General features: G+C 73.2%; 17 protein-coding genes. 6 read left to right on the top strand and 11 right to left on the bottom strand.

Annotated elements, in window-relative coordinates; all coding sequences use genetic code 11:
• The first annotated feature begins 24 nt into the window (after nucleotides 1–24).
• On the top strand, nucleotides 25–948 hold the full coding sequence (locus ACTWP5_RS11695; protein WP_443220911.1) for an SMP-30/gluconolactonase/LRE family protein: 924 nt from the start codon (nucleotides 25–27) through the stop codon (nucleotides 946–948).
• A 13-nt stretch (nucleotides 949–961) separates the two neighbouring features.
• On the opposite strand, the gene ACTWP5_RS11690 is transcribed toward ACTWP5_RS11695, so the two are convergent.
• Entirely contained in the window at nucleotides 962–1,354 is a 393-nt protein-coding gene (locus ACTWP5_RS11690) for a winged helix-turn-helix transcriptional regulator (protein ID WP_443220789.1), read from the bottom strand.
• A gap of 114 nt (nucleotides 1,355–1,468) precedes the next feature.
• Between ACTWP5_RS11690 and ACTWP5_RS11685 the strand changes: the two genes are divergently transcribed.
• Complete coding sequence (locus tag ACTWP5_RS11685; protein ID WP_443220788.1) at nucleotides 1,469–2,320, top strand: NAD(P)H-binding protein; 852 nt, start codon at nucleotides 1,469–1,471, stop codon at nucleotides 2,318–2,320.
• Nucleotides 2,321–2,372: 52 nt separating this feature from the next.
• On the opposite strand, the gene ACTWP5_RS11680 is transcribed toward ACTWP5_RS11685, so the two are convergent.
• From ACTWP5_RS11680 to ACTWP5_RS11650, 7 genes are all read right to left on the bottom strand, one after another.
• Entirely contained in the window at nucleotides 2,373–3,674 is a 1,302-nt protein-coding gene (locus tag ACTWP5_RS11680) for a YncE family protein (RefSeq protein ID WP_443220787.1), read from the bottom strand.
• 49 nt (nucleotides 3,675–3,723) lie between these two features.
• The gene (locus ACTWP5_RS11675) at nucleotides 3,724–4,455 is read right to left on the bottom strand and encodes a TetR family transcriptional regulator (protein ID WP_443220786.1); all 732 of its coding nucleotides are present in this window, start codon (nucleotides 4,453–4,455) and stop codon (nucleotides 3,724–3,726) included.
• A 55-nt stretch (nucleotides 4,456–4,510) separates the two neighbouring features.
• Nucleotides 4,511–6,136, bottom strand: coding sequence for a xylulokinase (locus tag ACTWP5_RS11670; RefSeq protein WP_443220785.1), 1,626 nt, complete (start codon nucleotides 6,134–6,136; stop codon nucleotides 4,511–4,513).
• Nucleotides 6,133–7,644 (bottom strand): aspartate aminotransferase family protein, encoded by a 1,512-nt coding sequence (locus ACTWP5_RS11665; protein WP_443220784.1) that lies wholly within the window; start codon nucleotides 7,642–7,644, stop codon nucleotides 6,133–6,135. The genes ACTWP5_RS11670 and ACTWP5_RS11665 overlap by 4 nt, the downstream gene beginning before the upstream one ends.
• A gap of 8 nt (nucleotides 7,645–7,652) precedes the next feature.
• Complete coding sequence (locus tag ACTWP5_RS11660; RefSeq protein ID WP_443220783.1) at nucleotides 7,653–8,303, bottom strand: class II aldolase/adducin family protein; 651 nt, start codon at nucleotides 8,301–8,303, stop codon at nucleotides 7,653–7,655.
• Between the two features lie 211 nt (nucleotides 8,304–8,514).
• Nucleotides 8,515–8,862: a hypothetical protein gene (locus ACTWP5_RS11655; RefSeq protein WP_443220782.1), complete on the bottom strand. Its 348-nt coding sequence runs from the start codon at nucleotides 8,860–8,862 to the stop codon at nucleotides 8,515–8,517.
• A gap of 508 nt (nucleotides 8,863–9,370) precedes the next feature.
• Nucleotides 9,371–9,976, bottom strand: a complete 606-nt coding sequence (locus ACTWP5_RS11650; RefSeq protein ID WP_443220781.1) for a DUF7848 domain-containing protein — start codon at nucleotides 9,974–9,976, stop codon at nucleotides 9,371–9,373.
• 579 nt (nucleotides 9,977–10,555) lie between these two features.
• Between ACTWP5_RS11650 and ACTWP5_RS11645 the strand changes: the two genes are divergently transcribed.
• Together ACTWP5_RS11645 and ACTWP5_RS11640 are read left to right on the top strand one after the other, a co-directional pair.
• The gene (locus ACTWP5_RS11645; RefSeq protein WP_443220780.1) at nucleotides 10,556–11,389 is read left to right on the top strand and encodes a helix-turn-helix domain-containing protein; all 834 of its coding nucleotides are present in this window, start codon (nucleotides 10,556–10,558) and stop codon (nucleotides 11,387–11,389) included.
• Nucleotides 11,376–11,600 carry a DUF397 domain-containing protein gene (locus tag ACTWP5_RS11640; RefSeq protein ID WP_443220779.1) on the top strand — a complete coding sequence of 75 codons (225 nt, stop codon included), beginning with the start codon at nucleotides 11,376–11,378 and terminating at the stop codon, nucleotides 11,598–11,600. Before ACTWP5_RS11645 ends, ACTWP5_RS11640 begins: the two co-directional genes overlap by 14 nt.
• Nucleotides 11,601–11,778: 178 nt before the next feature.
• Here ACTWP5_RS11640 and ACTWP5_RS11635 read toward each other — a convergent pair whose 3' ends face one another.
• Entirely contained in the window at nucleotides 11,779–12,951 is a 1,173-nt protein-coding gene (locus tag ACTWP5_RS11635) for an epoxide hydrolase (protein ID WP_443220778.1), read from the bottom strand.
• Between the two features lie 81 nt (nucleotides 12,952–13,032).
• Between ACTWP5_RS11635 and ACTWP5_RS11630 the strand changes: the two genes are divergently transcribed.
• Nucleotides 13,033–13,608: a CGNR zinc finger domain-containing protein gene (locus ACTWP5_RS11630; RefSeq protein ID WP_443220777.1), complete on the top strand. Its 576-nt coding sequence runs from the start codon at nucleotides 13,033–13,035 to the stop codon at nucleotides 13,606–13,608.
• 3 nt (nucleotides 13,609–13,611) lie between these two features.
• Here the strand turns inward: ACTWP5_RS11630 and ACTWP5_RS11625 are convergent, their stop codons facing one another.
• The gene (locus ACTWP5_RS11625; RefSeq protein ID WP_443220776.1) at nucleotides 13,612–14,127 is read right to left on the bottom strand and encodes a MarR family winged helix-turn-helix transcriptional regulator; all 516 of its coding nucleotides are present in this window, start codon (nucleotides 14,125–14,127) and stop codon (nucleotides 13,612–13,614) included.
• A gap of 133 nt (nucleotides 14,128–14,260) precedes the next feature.
• Here ACTWP5_RS11625 and ACTWP5_RS11620 point away from each other — a divergent pair, with 133 nt between their 5' ends.
• Nucleotides 14,261–15,364 (top strand): NADH:flavin oxidoreductase/NADH oxidase, encoded by a 1,104-nt coding sequence (locus ACTWP5_RS11620; RefSeq protein WP_443220775.1) that lies wholly within the window; start codon nucleotides 14,261–14,263, stop codon nucleotides 15,362–15,364.
• Nucleotides 15,365–15,407: 43 nt separating this feature from the next.
• On the opposite strand, the gene ACTWP5_RS11615 is transcribed toward ACTWP5_RS11620, so the two are convergent.
• Nucleotides 15,408–17,624, bottom strand: a complete 2,217-nt coding sequence (locus ACTWP5_RS11615) for a restriction endonuclease (protein ID WP_443220774.1) — start codon at nucleotides 17,622–17,624, stop codon at nucleotides 15,408–15,410.
• Nucleotides 17,625–17,764 lie beyond the last annotated feature (140 nt).

Genomic DNA, 17,764 nt, shown 5'->3' with positions numbered 1-17,764 from the left:
GGCCCGGTGGTAGACGTGGTCACCATGATCTACGAGGTGCTCGACGAGCGGTTCACCACCGGGCTGTGCGACAAGGGCGACCGGCAACTGGAGGTGCTGTACGAGGGGTGTCGCTGGGCCGAGGGCCCGCTGTACGTGCCCGCCGGCCGGTACCTGCTGTGGAGCGACATCCCCAACGACCGCCTGCTGCGCTGGGACGAGACGACGGGCGAAGTCGGCGTCCTCCGCTCCCCCGCCGGCTTCCCCAACGGCAACGCCCTCGACCGCGAGGGCCGCCTCATCACCTGCGAGCAGGGCAACCGCCGCGTCACCCGCACCGAGCACGACGGCTCCCTCACCGTGATCGCCGAGCGCTTCGGCGGCAAACGCCTCAACAGCCCCAACGACGCGACCGTGCGCTCGACGGACGGCTCGATCTACTTCTCCGACCCGGACTACGGCATCCTCAGCGACTACGAGGGCAACCGCGCCGAGAGCGAGATCGGTGCCCGCAACGTCTACCGCGTCGACCCGGCCAGCGGCGAGGTCCACCTCGCCGCCGACGGCTTCGAGGCCCCCAACGGCCTGGTCTTCTCCCCCGACGAGACGCGGCTGTACGTCTCCGACAGCCGCGCCGGCCTCATCCGCGTCTTCGACGTCCACGAGGACGGCTCCCTCACCGGCGGCGACGTCTTCGCCAGCAATCCGGGCCACCGCTTCGACAACATCCGCCTCGACGACGCCGGCCGCGTCTGGGCCGCCGCCCTCACCGACGGCGTCCACTGCTACGACCCGGACGGCACGCTGCTGGGCCGCGTCCACGTGCCCCAGACCGTCGCCAACATCCGCTTCGGCGGCGCGCGCCGCAACCGCCTGTTCATCGCGGCCACGACCACGATCTACTCGCTGATGACGAGCGTGACGGGCCTGCCGCCCCTGCCGAGCCGCCAGCCGGCCCGTCGCCCCTGACCGCCTACCGCGCCTACCGCGCCGAGGCGGCGTCGTACTCCCGCCGGGCCCGCTCGACCTGGTCCAGGTTGCTCGACCCCCAGGCGGCCAGGTGCGCGAAGAGGGGCGCGAGGCTGCGCCCGAGCTCGCTGATCTCGTACTCCACCCGGGGCGGCACCTCCGGGTGGTACGTGCGCACGACGAGGCCGTCCCGCTCCAGCTGCCGCAGCCGCTGGGTCAGCACCTTCGGCGTGATGCCGTCGATCCGCCGCTCCAGCGCGACGAAACGCTGCCGGCCGTGCGTGTGGAGGGTCCACAGGATCGGCGTGGTCCAGCGGCTGAAGACGATGTCGACGACCGGACTGATCGGGCAGGCGAGCCCCGGATCGGTCGCGGCGCTCGCCGCCCACTCCCCGTCCCCGGCCATGCGCGTCCCTCCGACACTCTGCTCTGACCTAGTCACTTTCCTCTAGGTACCTACTATACCCACGGTGTTAGCGTCGCTCCGTCCACCCGAAACCAGGGAGCTCAGGAGTTCATCATGATCGTTGTGACGGGCGCGACCGGAACCGTGGGCCGGTCTCTGCTACGGACCCTCGCCGCGGCCGGCGAGCGGGTCACCGCGGTGTCCAGGAACGTCACGGGCGCCGACGTGCCGGAGGGCGTCCGGCACGCCCGGGCCGACCTGACCGACGCGGAGAGCCTGCGGCCGCTGGTGGACGGAGCCGAGGCGCTCTTCCTCCACGACGGCGGCGGCGCCAGCGCGCACCTGCTGAGCCCGACCGCCCTCCTCGACGTCGCCAAGGCCGGCGGCGTCGAACGGGTCGTGCTGCTGTCCTCCCAGGCGGTCGCCACCCGGCCGGAGTCGGCCTCCCACGGCGGCACCGCCCGGGCCTACGAGGACGCCGTGCGGCAGTCCGGCGCGGCCTGGACGATCCTGCGCCCGGGGGGCTTCCACTCCAACGCCCTCGCCTGGGCCGGGTCGGTCCGCGCCCGACGGATCGTCGCCGCGCCGTTCGCCGACGTCGGCCTGCCGAGCGTCGACCCCGCCGACATCGCCGACGTGGCCGCCGCGGCCCTGCGCGGGGGCGAGGAGCACGCCTCCCGCATCCACGTGCTGACCGGCCCCGCTCCCCTCACGCCACGCCAGCGGGCGGCGGCCCTCGGCGAGGCGCTCGGCGAGCCTGTCCGCTTCGTCGAGCAGACCCGCGAGGAGGCGCGGGCGGAGATGCTGCGGTTCATGCCCGAGCCCGTCGTCGAGACGACGCTCGCCATCCTGGGCGAGCCCACCCCCGACGAGCGGCGCGTCAGCCCCGACGTCGAACGGGTCCTCGGGCGGGCGGCCCGCCCCTTCACGGACTGGGCGCGCCGGCACGTCGCCGCCTTCCGCTAGGAACCGGCACGGGCGGTGGCACGGGCAGCGGCGCGGGCAGCGGGAGGCGCTGTCACGGACTCGGGGAGGACCAGTCGGCCGGCAACGCACCGACGCGCATCCGCTGCGGGTGGTCGCCCACGGACGCCGTGCCGACCTCCTCGCCGGTGGCGTAGGAGAGGGCGGAGACGGTGTCCGTGCCGCTCCACGAGACGAAGCACAGCTCGCCGTCGCCGCTGCGGGTGGCCCAGTACGGCTTGGTGCCGCTGGTGACCAGCGGCTCCCGTTCGAAGCTCGCGCGGTCCACGACCACGGCGTAGTCGGACATGGTGCCGGCGACGCACAGCCGGGTGCCGTCGCCGTTCATGGCGATGCCGTGGTGCGCGGAGTCCAGCAGGTACTCGTCGCGCCGCAGGTCCTCGACGTGCTCGGCGACCGGCAGCTCGGTGACGCGGGTGACGCGGTCCTCCTGGAGGTCGTACTCGACGAATCCGTGGAAGAAGGAGACCTGGAAGTACAGGAAGCGCTCGTCCGGGGAGAGGGTCATGGGGCGGACGGAGGCGCTCATGTGGGGGTGGCCGGCCTCGGCGAGCTTCTCGCGCATGTTGACGCGTTCCAGGATCTCGCCGGTGTCGCGGTCGGTGATCTGGACGAAGCGCTCTCCCTTGGTCCAGTCCAGCCAGTCCGCGTCGAGCGGCGTGTAGACGGTGCCGATGCTGGCGTTGACGATCCGTTCGCCGTCGGCCGTGTACACGTTCTCGTGCGGGCCGGCGCCCGTGGGGAAGCTGCCGATCTCCTCGCCGGTGCGCACGTCGAGGCGGTGGACGGTGTCGGCGGTGGAGGCGGAGACGGCGACCTCCGTGCCGTCCGGCGAGATGGCCATGTGGTCGGAGCGCTGGCCGTCGACGGCGAAGCGCCACAGCAGCTCGCCGGTGGCGGTGTCGATGCCGACGACGTCGGCGAGGCTGGGGCGGGAGACGACGAGGATCCCGCCGTCGGGGGTGGTGTACATGTCGTCGACGTACTGGTCGTGGCCCTCGCCGACGAGGTGGCGGATGCCGAGGAAGAAGGCGAGGCGGATCGGGTCGCGGCGGATCTCGGCCAGGCGCTCGTCGAGGTCGGGGACGACGTTGAGGGTGCCGAGGTGGTCGAGGTCGGCGTCGGGGGTGAGGACGGTGACGGTGCCGTCCCAGTTGTCGCCGACGAACAGGACGTCCTGGAGGCCGGGCCCGGCGGACGCGGCGGACGCGGCGGTGCCGGCGGATTCGGCGGCGGCGCCCGCGGCGGCGGGGAGGGTCAGGCAGCCGAGGGCCAGGCAGCCCGCCAGGCCCGCCCGTCGTGCGGCTCGTCGTGCGGCTCGCGTGATCGCGCTCATGACAGACATTACTAGCGGGTAAGAAGGAGCCTGTGAAGCCTCCTCGCGCTCAGTCGACGGGCCCCGTGCTCCGGTACGCCGGGTCGGCCACGACGTCCGCGAGGTAGAGGTGCTGGATGCGGCGGGCCTGGGCGAGGATCGCCGGGTCCCCCTCCGGGTCGTCGCGGAAGGCGAGCTGGAGCAGCGCCTCGGAGGCGGCGACCCCGGCGCGGCAGGCGACGGCCAGGGCGGGGCCGTCGGTCAGCTGCTCCTGGGAGACGAGGATGCGGCGCAGGCTCTCGGCGACCATCGCGTTGTTGTCCTCGTCGAGTTGGAGGAGCTCGCGGCCGAGGTACCGGCCGGTGCGGATCGCGAGGTACCCGGGGTTGCGCCGGTAGAGTTCGACGTACCGGTCGAAGACGAGGCCGACGAGGTCGAACCAGCGCGCGGTGCGCGCCTGGTCGAGGATGTCGCGCATGGCGGCGGCGTGCGCGGCCATGTGGTGGCGGGCGACGGCGGCCAGGATCGCGTTCTTGTCGTCGAAGAACTGGTAGAGCGAGCCCACGGCCACGCCCGCCTCGGCGGAGATCCGACGCACCGTCAACGCCTCCACGCCGTCCTCCGCGAGGATGCGGTCGGCGGCGGCCAGGACGGCCTCGACGCGGGCGCGGCTGCGCGCCTGCTGCGGCTCCTTCCGCATCCCGGAGCCGACACCAGTGCCGACAGCGGAGCCGGAGCCGGACCCGGCACCGGAGCCCGGGGGTGAGGGCGGAGGCGGGGTCGAGGGCGGGATCTTGATCATCTTCTCCAGTCTACGGTCCTCACCCCGGTGACCGGGGCTCTTCCGGCCAGCGGCGTCACGGCGCGGCCCGGCGTCGCGGCCCGCCCTGGTCGGCCCCGGTGTACAGGCCGCGGCTGCGCCGGTAGAGGGTGCGGAACGTCGCGTACGCCGCGTCGTAGACACCGCGGACGGCCGGGTCCTCGTCCGGCAGGAACTCGCGCGCGACCGCGACCCGTTCCGGGATCTCCTCCCACGTCAGCTCGCCGAGGGCGACGCCCGCGAGGAACGCGGCGCCGCGCGCCGGGGCGAGGACGGGGTCCGTGAGCTGCCGGACGGGGCGGCGCAGGATGTCGGCCATGGCCTGGCACCACAGTTCGGAGGTGGCGCCGCCGCCGACGAAGGTCAGGTGCGGGAAGGGGCGCCCCGTGAAGCGTTCGACCGACTCGGCCAGCCAGCGGGCGTTCAGGGCCACGCCCTCGAACGCGGCGCGGGCGAGGTCGGCGCGGGTGGTGGTGAGGGAGAGGTTGAACCAGCCGCCGCGGACGGTCGGGTCGTCGACGGGGGTGCGCTCGCCGTTGAGCCAGGGGGTGAAGACGACGCCGCCCGCGCCGGGCGGGGAGCCTGCGGCCAGCTCGTTGAGGCGCGCCACCGCGCGCCCGTCGCCCGCCCCTCCCTCGCCCTCGACGGCGTCGGGCGTGAGGACGCCGGCGACCCAGTCGACGCCCCTGCCCGCCACGTCCTGCACCGTGGCCACCCAGTACCGGCCGGGCACGACGGACGGGAGCGAGGCGATGTTCGTGCGCACGTCGGTCTTCTTGCGGCGCACGTGGCAGCTCAGCCACGCCGAGGTGCCGACGTACAGGTGCGCCTCGTGGTCGCGGACGGCGCCGGCGCCGACGGCCGTGGCCGTGGTGTCGCCGGTGCCGGCGACCACCTGGACGTGCTCCCCGAGGCCGGTCTCGGCGGCGGCCGAGGGCAGGATCGGCCCGACGACGCGGGCGGGCGGCACGAGTTCGGGCAGCTTGGCGGCGTCCCACCCGGCCAGCCGCACGAGCCGCTCGTCGTAGCGGACCGCGTCGGGCACGCGGTTGTCGGTGCACCAGCGCAGCACGGCCGTGTCGTAGGCCGCGACCCGCCGGCCCGTCAGGCGGGCCGTGAGGTACTCGGGGACGTCCAGGAGGCAGGCGGCTCGCTCGTAGACCTCGGGGTGGGCGTGCCGCAGGAACTGGGCCTGCCCGACGGGGTCCTTCCCCGTGAGGGTGGGCGCGCCGCCCGTGCGGGAGAGCCAGGCGCGCAGCCGGCGCGCGTTGTACCCGGTGCCGGGGACGCGCAGGCCGCCGCCGGCCAGGCGGCGGGTGTGGGGGGCGCCCCGGCCGTCGAGCCAGATCAGCGCGTTGTGGAGGTGGCGCCCCTCGGCGTCGACGGGGACGGTGCCGCCCCACTGCGCGGAGACGCAGATCGCGGCCACGCGGGCCGGGTCGGCGTCGGGGCGGCCCGCCAGCAGCCGGCGCACGGCCGTGGTGATCGCGCGCCACCAGTCGTCGGGGTCCTGCTCGGCGCCGCCGCCGGGCAGCAGGCGCACCGGGGTGCGCTCGGCGGCGTGGCCGAGGACCTCACGGCCGTCGGCGGTGGCGAGCAGCACCTTGACGCCGGAGGTGCCGAGGTCCACGCCGACGACGAGGCGGGGCGCCGGGCCCGTCACGGCGACCCGTTCCCCGGCGCCGCGGCTGCGGCCAGGACGCGGCCGAAGCGCGCGAGGGCGTCGTCGATGACCGCGTCGGTGTGGGCCATGCTCGTGTAGAGGCGGCTGCCGGCGATGGTGATCATCCCCTCGGCGGAGTAGGCCATGGACATCTCTCCCAGCATCCGGGTGCGCGGCCCGAGTTCGTCGGCGAACGCCGGGTCGTCGAGCGAGAGGTGGAGGACGCCGGAGGTGTGGAGGTGGACGATGGAGCCGATGTTGTAGGTGACGTAGGGCAGCGCGTGGCGGTCGATCAGCTCCGCCAGGCCGGCGCGCAGCCGGTCCCCGGCACGGGCGGCGCGGGCGGGGGCGCCGGTGCGGTCCATCTCCAGCAGCGCGTGGTAGCCGGCGGCGCAGGACAGGGGGTTGGCCGACAGGGTGCCGCCGACGAAGGCGCGGGTGCCGACGGCGGTCAGGCCGCCCTCCAGGACCGCCATCACCTCCTGGCTGCCGCCGAGGCCCCCGGCGGCCGGGTAGCCGCCGGCCACGCACTTGCCGAAGACGGTGAGGTCGGGTCGGACGTCGAAGTACGCCTGGGCACCGCCCATGCCGAGGCGGAAGGCGGTGACGACCTCGTCGAAGACGAGCAGCGCGCCGAACTCGTCGCACAGCTCGCGGACCTGGGCGTTGAACGCGGGGCGCGCGAGGTGGGTGCCGCTCTCCGGGCCGATCGGCTCGACGATGACGGCGGCGGTGCCGCCCGCGGATTCGTTGGCGGCGAGACGGTCGCGGAGGGCGTCGAGGTCGCCGGGCGGGACCTCGTGGGTCAGGCGCAGGGCGTCGGCGGGGATGCCGGCGGCCTCCAGAGCGCCGGTGCCGGGCAGCCGCAGGCCGTAGACCACCTGGTCGGACCAGCCGTGGTAGGCGCCGCCGACCTTCACGACGTGGGCCCTGCCGGTGTGGGCGCGGGCGACGCGGAGCGCGGCCATCACGCCCTCGGTGCCGCTGCCGAGCATCCGGAAGCGCTGGACGCTGGGGACGAAGTCGTGGATGAGCTTGGCGAGGCGGACCTCGTAGGCGTGGAGCATGCCGGTGACGGGGCCGCAGGTGGCGAGGAGTTCGGTGACCTTCTCGCGGACGGGCGCGTGGTTGCTGCCGAGGACGGTGGGGCCGCCGGCGGCGAGGAAGTCGACGTAGCGGTTGCCGTCGGTGTCCCAGAGGTGGGCGCCGTCGGCGCGGACGATCTCCAGCGGCCAGGGGTCGTTGAGGGCGAGGTTGTGCTGCACGCCGTCGGGGATGTAGGCGGCGGCCTCCTCGGCGGTGGCGCGGGAGCCGGGGGTGTGCTCGACGTACCAGGCGTGGTAGTCGGCCAGGGCCCGCTCGGGGAGGCGGCGGGGCGGGGTGTGGACGAGGCGGTCAAGGCGACGTTCGACGGCGTCCACGTCCGGCCACGCGGAGACGACGCGGTCGGTGGCGCGCCGGGTGGCGTGCTCGGTGGCGCGCTCGGTGGCGCCGGCTGGGGTGGTCACGGGGTCCCTCACAGCTTCCTCGTCGTGCCGTAGCCCCCGGCCAGGGCCTGGTGGATGACGGCCTCCTGCTCGCGTTCGTCGAGCGGGCGGGGCGTGCCGAGCGTGAGGGTGCGGGCGTAGACCTCGGCGACCCACTCGGTGAGTTCGAGGTGGTCGACGGCCTTCGCGAGGGTGGAGCCGAGGGCGATCGAGCCGTGGTTGGCCATGAGGGCGGCCTGCCGCCCGTCGAGCGCGGCGACGACGTGCGCGGCCAGCTCGCGGGTGCCGTAGGTGGCGTAGGGGGCGACGCGGAGGCTGCCGCCGAGGCTCAGCATCGCGTAGTGCACCACCGGTATCTCGGTGAGGGTGGTGCAGGCCAGCGCCGTGGAGGTCACCGCGTGGGTGTGCATGATCGCGCCCGCGCCGGTGGCCCGGTAGACGGCCAGGTGCAGCGGGACCTCGGAGGTGGGGGCCAGCTCACCCTCCACGATGTTCCCGTCCAGGTCGAGGACAGTCACCATCTCCGGGGTGAGCTCGCTGATCACGCCGCCGGTGGGCGTGACGGCGACCAGCTCGTCCACGCGGACGGAGAGGTTCCCGGCCGTGCCGATGACGAGCCCCGCCCCGGCCAGCCGACGCCCGGCGGCGACCAGCTCCTCGCGTTCTTCCTTCAGCAGCACCCTTGCCCTCCCGGACAGCGAGAGATGAACGTGGATCGCGTTCACGTTACTCGCGAGTCGCGTCAGGGGGAACAGGCGGCGCACACCTCGCAGCCGCTCCAGGCGCTCGCCGCGCCTGGCGAACCACGAGCGCCGCTCCGCACGACGCGTGACACGCGGGTGCGGCCTCCGGCTCCTCTTCCGCAGGAGGAAGCACCGCCTCCGCAGAGGATCAGTAACGCTCCTCGCCCCGCGCCTCACACAGGTCGTCGGACTCCACGCCGAAATCGGCCCGCCGACCGTCAACGACCTCGAACCCCAGAACGATCCAGTCCTCGTCCTCGCTCTGCCACAGCAGAGGCGGCGAGAGCGGCTGGACGAACGGGTTGATGGCCCTCTCACAGCGCATGGAGACGCGGCGTGTTCCCGCGTTCCGAACAGCCTTGACGAAGTACGGCCCGTTCTCACACTCGATCACCGCGACCAGGTCCGAACTGAAGCCGCGCGCTGGTCGGACGTCGGTCACGTGTCCCGTGTGCGGACGCATCAACGCCAGAAGGTCAGGCGTGGGGAGCCGCATGCTCATCTCCTGGGGTCACAGCCACTCAACGGCCCAGGCCCGCAGTAGTCGCCGGGCTCACACGGCGCCGGCGGAGGGATCTCGTGTCGGGCTGGCAGTCATGGTCATCGGACTCTCCGCCGCCGTGAGCACTGCGTTGGCGTCGGGGTGAGGGAGCGTGTACGTCCCCGTCACACGGATGGCGGTCATGTCGTCCCGTTCCGGGCGGCGGCTCGGTGTTCCAGCCGCGACCGCCGCCCGGAACGGGTTCGGTGGCCGCCCTCCGCGCGTCGTCTGGCGAAGGGCGGGCCTGGTGTCCCTCACCGCTGTGCGGCACCCCGCGTACGAGGGCGGACCGGGGCGGGAGCTCCGTGGGGGCGCCTCCCAGCCCTCAGGCTGGGGGGAGCGACCGCTGGGATCGGGCACGTCTGCCCGCGCTCCTGGCTTGTCCGATCGGGGGACTTCCCCGCCCGCCTCCTGCCCGGAGGCGGGCGGGATCCGGGTCCCTGCCCCCGAGGGGGCAGGGGGTCTACGGAGGGGATCGCCAGCGCGGGGGCGGAGCGAGTCGGAGTAGGTCCACCAGCCCGGCCGGCGTCACGCGCCGCCCTCTCCGCCGACGGCCGCCGCGCGGCGCGTGCCGACCGCGCGCGCTCCCGGGCGACGCCTCCCCCAGCGCCGACCAGAGCACGAGCACGGACACCAGCAGGAAACCAGCGCCACGGATCGCCAGGGCCACCACCGGTCGACGCCACCGCCTCATGCCCCTGCGCAGGCGCCACCCCCGACGCGGTCTCGCCCGCGCGGCCGAACCGCCGGGCGAGGCGCCGGGGACGGTCGCGCCCGGCGGAGGAGCGGCGCCGCCGACGGGCGGCCACGGCACCGCTCCCACCGGAGCGTGGATCGGGTCGACGCGCCAGTAGTCGTGCGCCGTGACGCGGAACTGATGGTGTTCGAGGCCGAACTCTTCGGCGTGCCCCAGCGCCCAGACCTGAACGGGCCTGGGGTCGTCCCGCGCGAGGTCGGATTCGGCGGGGCAACTCAGGCAGGCCGCCCGGTACAACGCGGCCGGCGCCTCCTGCGCCCGTTCCGCGCACAGCATCAACGTCGCACCTCGCAGGACCACGTGAGCGCTCACCGCGATCCCCCGCGTGCCCTGCCGCCCCTGCTCTCCCGGTTCTTCCTGGCCGCCTCGTTGGCCTTGCGCACTTCCTCGCGGAGCCTTTTCAGGGTCGCGCTGTCCGCACCGCCGTTCTGCGCCTGCGCCGGGCCCGGCTGTCCGCCGGCCGACACGGCCGGGGCCGGGGCCGCCGACGTTTCCCCGCTCACCGGGTCATCACCCTCGCGCCGTGAATCCGGCGCGAGCCGTCGTCGATGCCCACGGATGCCGGGCGCAAGAGTGTCCCAACGAACTTCGAGTTACCGTTGGCCACGTCGCCAACTCCTCCGCAGTTGTCGGCCGCGCCCCGGGGCGGTGGCACCCGTCGCCGGGGTTCTCGTGCGCGGCCTGGTTGTTGATGTGAGACCCGTCCCCTGCCGGAACATGTCAGCCAACCGAGGACCGGGCGCAGTCCTCCGCGTGACGCAAGGGCGGGTTATCGGCTCGCGATCAGCCGACTTGGTATAACCATCCCCCATCGGGAACGCCCGGTGCACACGTACGCTGTAACCAAAACCCCTCAGTGAACAGCGCTTGGCCGCACGGAGGTTCGAGCATATGGAATCGAACACTGATGACCACCGCACCACGCCGCAGGCCATGCTCGCCCGCCGCCTGGAGAAGTTGCGAACGAAAGAGCGACTGACGCTACGCGAACTGGCGGAGCAAGTCGGCTATCCGCACACATATATCCATCGCGTGGAGAAGGGCCAGCAAGCTCCTTCCGACGACCTGGCGAAAGCACTCGATAACCGCTTCGATACAGACGGGCTGTTCGCCGAATTACTGGAGGCATCCCGCGAGAGCGAGATCAAGGACTACAGCCGAGCGATCGTCACCTATGAGCGGAAGGCAGTCCGGATCCAGGCATTCGGCAGCTCGGTCGTTCCAGGGCTTCTTCAGACCGAATCGTACGCGTTGGAGCTGTTCCGGTCGGGAATCCCGGGTGAGTCAGACGACAAGCTCAGAGCACGCGTCGACGCTCGCATGCAGCGCAAGCGCATCTTCGACACGAACGAACCACCCTTCTACTGGGCAATCATGGACGAATCGGCGCTCAAGCGTCCCATCGGAGGGGGCGACTGCATGTCGACCCAACTGGCGGCGATCCTTGAAGCAACCGAGAAGCCGCAGGTCGCGGTTCAGGTGCTCCCGTTTGCCCAGGGCGCACACCCCATGCTAGGAGGTAGCCTGAATCTCCTCGCCCTGGCAGAGGGTGGAACGGTCGGCTTGGTCGAGAGCTTCAAGAACGGCGAGTTTGTCGAATCGCCGAAGAAGATCGCCGAACTGGTGCATCTCTTCGAACTCGCATGCTCGAAGGCTCTTCCTGGGAAAGAATCCTCCGACTTGATCAGCACATACCTGAAAGAGTACAGGAATGAAGGAAGCTAGAACTTCCAAGGTCTCGACTCCGTCGAGCTGGCGCAAGTCAACCTACAGCGGCGCGGACAACGGTGACTGCGTCGAGGTGGCAGACAACATCCCGGGCGCCATACCCGTGCGGGACAGCAAGAACCCCGATGGCCCGGCGCTGGTGTTTCCTGCGGCCGGGTGGTCCTCGTTCGTCACCGCCGTCAAGGGCGACGCCCTGCCCGACGTCTGAACTCTGCTCGCTCTCGCCACCGACGCCACTGATCGCGGCCCTCGCGATGCTTGAGGGCCGCGACCTGACGCGGTGTCGGGGTGTGGGCGGGTGGGCGAGTGGGCGTCGAGGGCTGCGGGGCGGACGGTCCCACGCCGCCCGTCCGAGAACGATCGAGTGCCGGCGCCCCGAGCCGCCCTCACCGACGAGCGGCCAGCACCGCCGCGAGGCCCTCCCGTAGGTCCCTGACGAAATACCCGGGAACCTCCAGCGACGGGAAGTGGCCCCCGACCTCGGGCGACCTCCATCGGACGATCTGTCGGTACCGCTCCTGCGCCCAGGGGCGCGGATACCTCTCGACGTCGCGGGGATACATGGTGATCGCCGAGGGGACGTCCACCCGGAGTTCCGGGTCCAGCGCGTTGTGGCTCTCGTAGTAGATGCGGGCCGCCGACGCGCCCGTCCGCGTCAGCCAGTACAGGGTGACGTCGTCGAGAACGCGGTCCCTGGAGATCCTCTCGAACGGGCTGTCCTCGGTGTCCGACCACTCGGCGAACTTGTCTAGGATCCAGGCGAGAAGCCCGACCGGCGAGTCGACGAGCGCGTAGCCGATGGTCTGCGGTCGGGTCGCCTGCTGCTTCGCGTACGCGGCGCGGTGGTGCCAGAAGTCGCGGGTCTCCTCGGCCCACCTGCGTTCGACCGCCGTCAGCCCGTCCGTCGTCAGACCGGGCGGTCCCTCCGCGAACGTGGTGTGGATGCCGAGAACGTGCTCGGGGAACCTGCCGCCGAGCACCGTGGTGATGTTGCCTCCCCAGTCGCCGCCGTGGGCCAGGAACGTGCCGTAGCCGAGCCTTCCCATCAGCTCCACCCACGCGGCCGCGATCTTCTCGGTCCCCCACCCGGTGGTGGCCGGCTTGTCGCTGTAACCGAAGCCCGGCAGCGACGGGGCCACCACGTGGAACGCGGGCGCGTCCGCGTCGTCCGGATCCGCCAGCTCGTCCACCACGTCGACGAACTCGGCGACGCTGCCCGGCCAGCCGTGCGTCAGGATCACGGGGGTGGCGTCCGCGCGCGCGGATCGGCGGTGCAGGAAGTGGATTCCCAGGTCATCGATGGTCGTGCGGAACTGGCCGATGCGGTGGAGGCGGTCCTCGAACGCCCGCCAGTCGTACCCGGTGCGCCAGTAGTCCACGACGTCGACGAGGTCGGCGAGGGGAACGCCCTGGTCCCACCGGCGCGGGCCGGGCGCGGCGCGGTGGACCGTCTCGGCCTCCGGTAGCCGCGCCGCGGCCAGTCGCGCACGCAGGTCGTCGAGGTCGGCGTCGGTGGCGTGGGCTTCGAATGCCTGCACGTCGCTGGCGAGGCGGGGCATGAGTCCTCCTGACCATAGTGGAACCGGCTAAGACGGTTCTAACACGCCGCCGCGCGGCGTGCAACCGGCTATGGTGGTTCCATGCGTGCCACCGGGTTCCCCGACTTCCGCCTCGGTACCGTGCTGGCGACCAGCTTCACGGGCACGCTCTCGGAGCGTCACGGACACCCCGTGGAGCGCATCCCCACGCCACAACGACTCGTCGACTGGCTTGCGGTGAACGGCCTCGTCGTGGACTCCTGCACCCCCGCCCAGCTCGACCGCGCCCGGGAGCTGAGGGAGTCGATCCACGCCGCCGCGACGGCGGCCGCGCTCCAGGATCCCCTCCCCGCGTCCGCCGTCCAGGTCATCAACGACCACAGCGTCCAGGGACGAGCGGCGGCCATCCTGACACCCGAGGGCGAACGGCAGTGGCGGCTCGGCTCGACGTCCGTGGAGGACGCCCTCGGCGTGATCGCCGCCGACGCGATCAGCATCATCGCCGGCGAACGGGACGGAAGGCTGGCCCTGTGCGCGTCACCGAGCTGCCGGGCCGCCTTCTTCGACACCAGCCGGAGCCGCACCCGCAGATGGTGCGACATGAACACCTGTGGGAACCGTCAGAAGAAGGCGCGCTTCCACGCCAGGAAGCGCCAGGACTCCGTGTCGACGGAGTGATCGCTACCTCGGGGCGGACGCGGACGCGGGCGCGGTCAGCGACTCGACGGCGCGGACCAGCGGCGTCAGCTCCGGGTTCCTCGCGGCCTCGTCGAGGGCCTCGCGCAGGGCCGCGTCGTGAGTGGGCCGCGCGCGCTCCAGCAGGGCCAGGCCCGCCTCGGTCACGTTGGTGTAGATGCCGCGCCGGTCGGTCGGGCACAGGACGCGCTCCAGCAGGCCCCGGTCCTCCAGGCGCGTGACGAGCCGGGTGGTGGCGCTCTGGCTGAGGACCACGGCGTCGGCGACCTGTTTCATCTGGAGGTGCCGGCCGCCGTCGAGCTGCCGGCTGAGCACGTCGAGCAGGGAGTACTCGCGCACGCTCAGCTCGTGCCCGGCCTGGAGCACGCGTTCGAGGTGGGCCTCGATCCTCCCGTGGAGGAGGGAGAGGGCACACCAGCCCTGGGCGAGACCGGGCGGCGCGGGCAGGGCGGACGTGGGCAGGGCGGACGTGGGCGCGGGCGCGGGGTCCGTCGCGGTCATGTGCGCGTCCTCCTTCGTCCCGGTCAACGGCTACGACCAGGATAGGACACAGGGCGCAATAGTCGGCGCTTGCAAGTAATGGCGTCTGCAACTATTCTCGCGGCGAGCCCATCCGCCAGGAGGTCGAGTCGACGTGAGCGCCACCCTCTTCACCCCGTACACCCTTCGGTCCCTGACCATCCCCAACCGCGTGTGGATGGCTCCGATGTGCCAGTACAGCGCCGCCCCCGACGGCGAGGCGACCGGGGCGCCGAACGACTGGCACCTCGTCCACCTCGGCGCCCGCGCCACCGGCGGCGCGGGCCTGATCATCACGGAGGCCACCGCCGTCAGCCCCGAGGGCCGCATCTCCCCCTACGACCTCGGCATCTGGAACGACACCCAGGCCGACGCCTTCCGGCGCGTCACGGCCTTCCTGACGGCGCAGGGCACCGTGCCCGGCATCCAGCTCGCCCACGCGGGGCGCAAGGCGTCGACCGAGCGCACCTGGGTCGAGGGCCCGCGCGAGATCGCCCCTGACCAGCCGCTCGGCTGGCAGCCGGTCGGCCCGAGCCCCATCCCCTTCGCGTCGGCGTCGACCATCCCGGAGGAGCTGTCCGAGGAGGAGATCGGCCGCGTCGTCCTGCAGTTCGCCGACGCCGCGCGGCGCGCGCTGGACGCCGGCTTCCAGGTCGCCGAGATCCACGGCGCCCACGGGTACCTGATCCACGAGTTCCTCTCCCCCCACAGCAACCACCGCACCGACGCCTACGGCGGCTCCTTCGAGGGCCGCACCCGCTTCGCGCTGGAGATCGTCGACGCCGTCCGCGCGGTGTGGCCCGAGGAGCTGCCGCTCTTCTTCCGCGTCTCCTCGACCGACTGGCTCACGGAGAACCCCGACGACGCGCGCGAGGGCTGGACGACGGACGACACCGTCCGGCTGGCCAAGGAGCTCCAGGCCCACGGCGTGGACCTGATCGACGTCTCCAGCGGCGGCAACGCCCCCGACGCCAGGGTCGAGGTCGGCCCCGGATACCAGGTGCCGTTCGCCCAGCGGGTGCGCGAGGAGGCCGGCGTGCCCGTCGCGGCGGTCGGCCTGATCACGGACGCGCAGCAGGCCGAGGAGATCGTGGCCGGCGGCCGGGCCGACGCCGTGCTGCTGGGCCGCGAGCTGCTGCGCGACCCGTCCTGGCCGCGCCGTGCCGCCGTCACGCTCGGCGGCGAGGTGAACGTCCCCGCGCAGTACCACCGCTCCTAGGCCGTGTCGGCCTAGCCGTCCGCCCGGCGCTCCCGCGGCCCCGTCAGGCCACGTCGATGCCGTGGTCGGCGATCAGCTCGGCGAGACCCCCGGTGTACCCCCGGCCGCCCGTGACGAAGGCCCAGTCGCCGTTCGGTCGGCGGCGGAAGGAGCCGAGGACCAGGGCGGTCTCGCCGGGTCGGCCGTCGGAGACGTCGAGGGTGTCGAGCTCGGCGCCCGCCGCGTCGGCCAGGCGGATGCGGGCGTCGACGAAGCCGGACAGGTCCGCGTCGGGGTCGACGGTCGGGTCGACGGCGGCGGCCAGCACGAGCCGGTCGGCGTGCGCGGGCAGCCCGTCGAAGGCGACGCGCAGCGCGGCGCGGTCGGGCGGGGTCGCGGCCACGGACCGGACGGCGCCGTCGGGCGTGCGCGGGTTGTTGTAGAAGACGAAGTGCTGGTCGCTCAGTGCCCGTTGGCCCTGGCAGACGAGCGCGCACACGTCGAGTGCCACCGCGCCCCGCCACGCCATGCCCAGCACGTTCGCGTCCTCCTCCGGAGCGGGAGCCGGAGCGGTGGGCGCCGTGCGCTGCGCGGGCACGGGCGCCGGTGCCGCCGCCCGCCGCGTGACCGGCTCAGGCACGGGCACGGGCTCGGGCGCGGGCTCGGGTGCGGGCGTTCGGGCCTGGGCGCCGCCGCCGACGCGGCCCGGCAGGCCCGCCTCGTGGAGCAGCGCCACCAGCTGGCCGCCGTTGATCAGCGTCAGCGGCTTGCCGTTGGCGAAGGTCTCCGAGCCGGGACCGAAGCCCGAGGTGGTGACGAGGATGCCCTTGTTCGCCCCCGCGTCCTGCACCGTCCCGTACAGGTCGCGCACGGCGCTGGGCGGCACGGTGTTCCGGTAGCGCTTGACCTGGACGATGATCCGGCCGCCGCGGATCGGGTCGGGGTCGAAGGCCGCCACGTCCACGCCGCCGTCGTTGCTGCGCTGCGTGGTGACCGCCTGCATGCCGCGGGCGCGGAACAGCTCAGCCACCAGGTCCTCGAACGCGACCGGGTCCATCTCCAGCAGGTCGGGGTCGTCGTCGCCGAGCGACACCACGCCCCGCCCCACATCAGCGGGCCGCCGCCCCGGGGTGACGGCCGCGAGCTGGTCGGGCCGCGTGGAGAGCCGGCCGCCGAGCCCTCCGACCAGGCACTCCACGGGGTCGACGCGCGTCAGGTCGAGCTCCTCGAACGCGGTGCGCGGTGCGGTGACCGTGGCCAGGACGGTCTGGGTCCGCCGCCCGGTCGCCGGGTCGTGGTCGTCGACGAAGCCGTTGACGACGACGGACCGCAGCGCCCCGTCCGCGCCGCGTGCCGCGCCGGCCGCGCCCGCCGCGTCGGCCGCGAACAGCTCCCGCAGCACCAGCAGCACGCACTGCGCCAGCGTGCTCCGGTACAGCGCGCGGCGCTGGGTGGCCGGCCGGGCCGTCTCGCGTTCCTCGTCGGAGGAGGCGACGTACCGCACCGCCCGGTTCTCGGGGACCACGGCGTACGCCGGCAGCTCCCAGTCCAGCACCAGCTGGCGGTCGTCGGGGTCGAACGCCGCCTCGACCCGGTGCGGGAAGTCCTCCGGCCAGACGGTGGACGCGTACAGGGCGGCGGAGAAGAACTCGACGACCGCCTCGGCCTCCCCCCGCCGCACCCGCGCGACGAGCTGCGCGGCGTCCTCGTTGTGCCGGCGGATCTCCGTCAGCCGGGCGCCCGCCCACTGCTCGTACTGCTGCCGGTAGGCGGCGAGCTGCTGCTGCCGCTGCGCCTCGGCGGCCTGGGCGGCGTGCCAGTCCCGCTCGTACCTGGCCCGCGCCTCGGCCTCCGCCTGCGCGCGCCGGGCGCCGCCGAACGGCCCCCATCCGTCCTGCCGCACCTGGTACCGGGCGGGGTCGGGCATCGGGACGGGCTCGGCGAGCGGGCCCGGCTGGAACGGCTCGATCTCCTCGGGCCTGGTCAGGGCGTCGGGGTGGAAGGCGGGGGCGGCGCAGCCGGCGGCCAGCAGCCCCTCCAGGCGCGCGACGTGTGCCTCAAGCTCCTCCGTCCGCTGCCGCGCGGCCTCCTCCCGGCCCCGCCGGTACGCGGCCTGGCGCTCCTTCTCCGTGCGCGCCAGATGGCGCTCCCAGGCGCGCCGCTGCCGCTCCTCCTCGCGCTGCTGGCGCTCCCAGGTGCGGTGCGCGGCCTGGGCCCTGAGCTGTTGTTGCCGCTGTGCCTGCGCCCAGGCTCCCACCACACCACGCGAACGACGACTCATGCGGCCCTTCCCCTTCCACGTCGACCCCTGACGCACCGCCACCACCTGCGGTGACGTCCACGCTACGGGGATGACCCACACGGCGGCCGGGAGGTTGCCCAACTCGTGACGATCAGTTCCGTGGTGGCCAACGCCCTGGC

Source organism: Streptomyces sp. 4N509B, assembly GCF_052245655.1.
Classification (GTDB): Bacteria; Actinomycetota; Actinomycetes; order Streptomycetales; family Streptomycetaceae; genus Streptomyces.
This window is presented reverse-complemented; position numbering and strand designations above follow the sequence as displayed.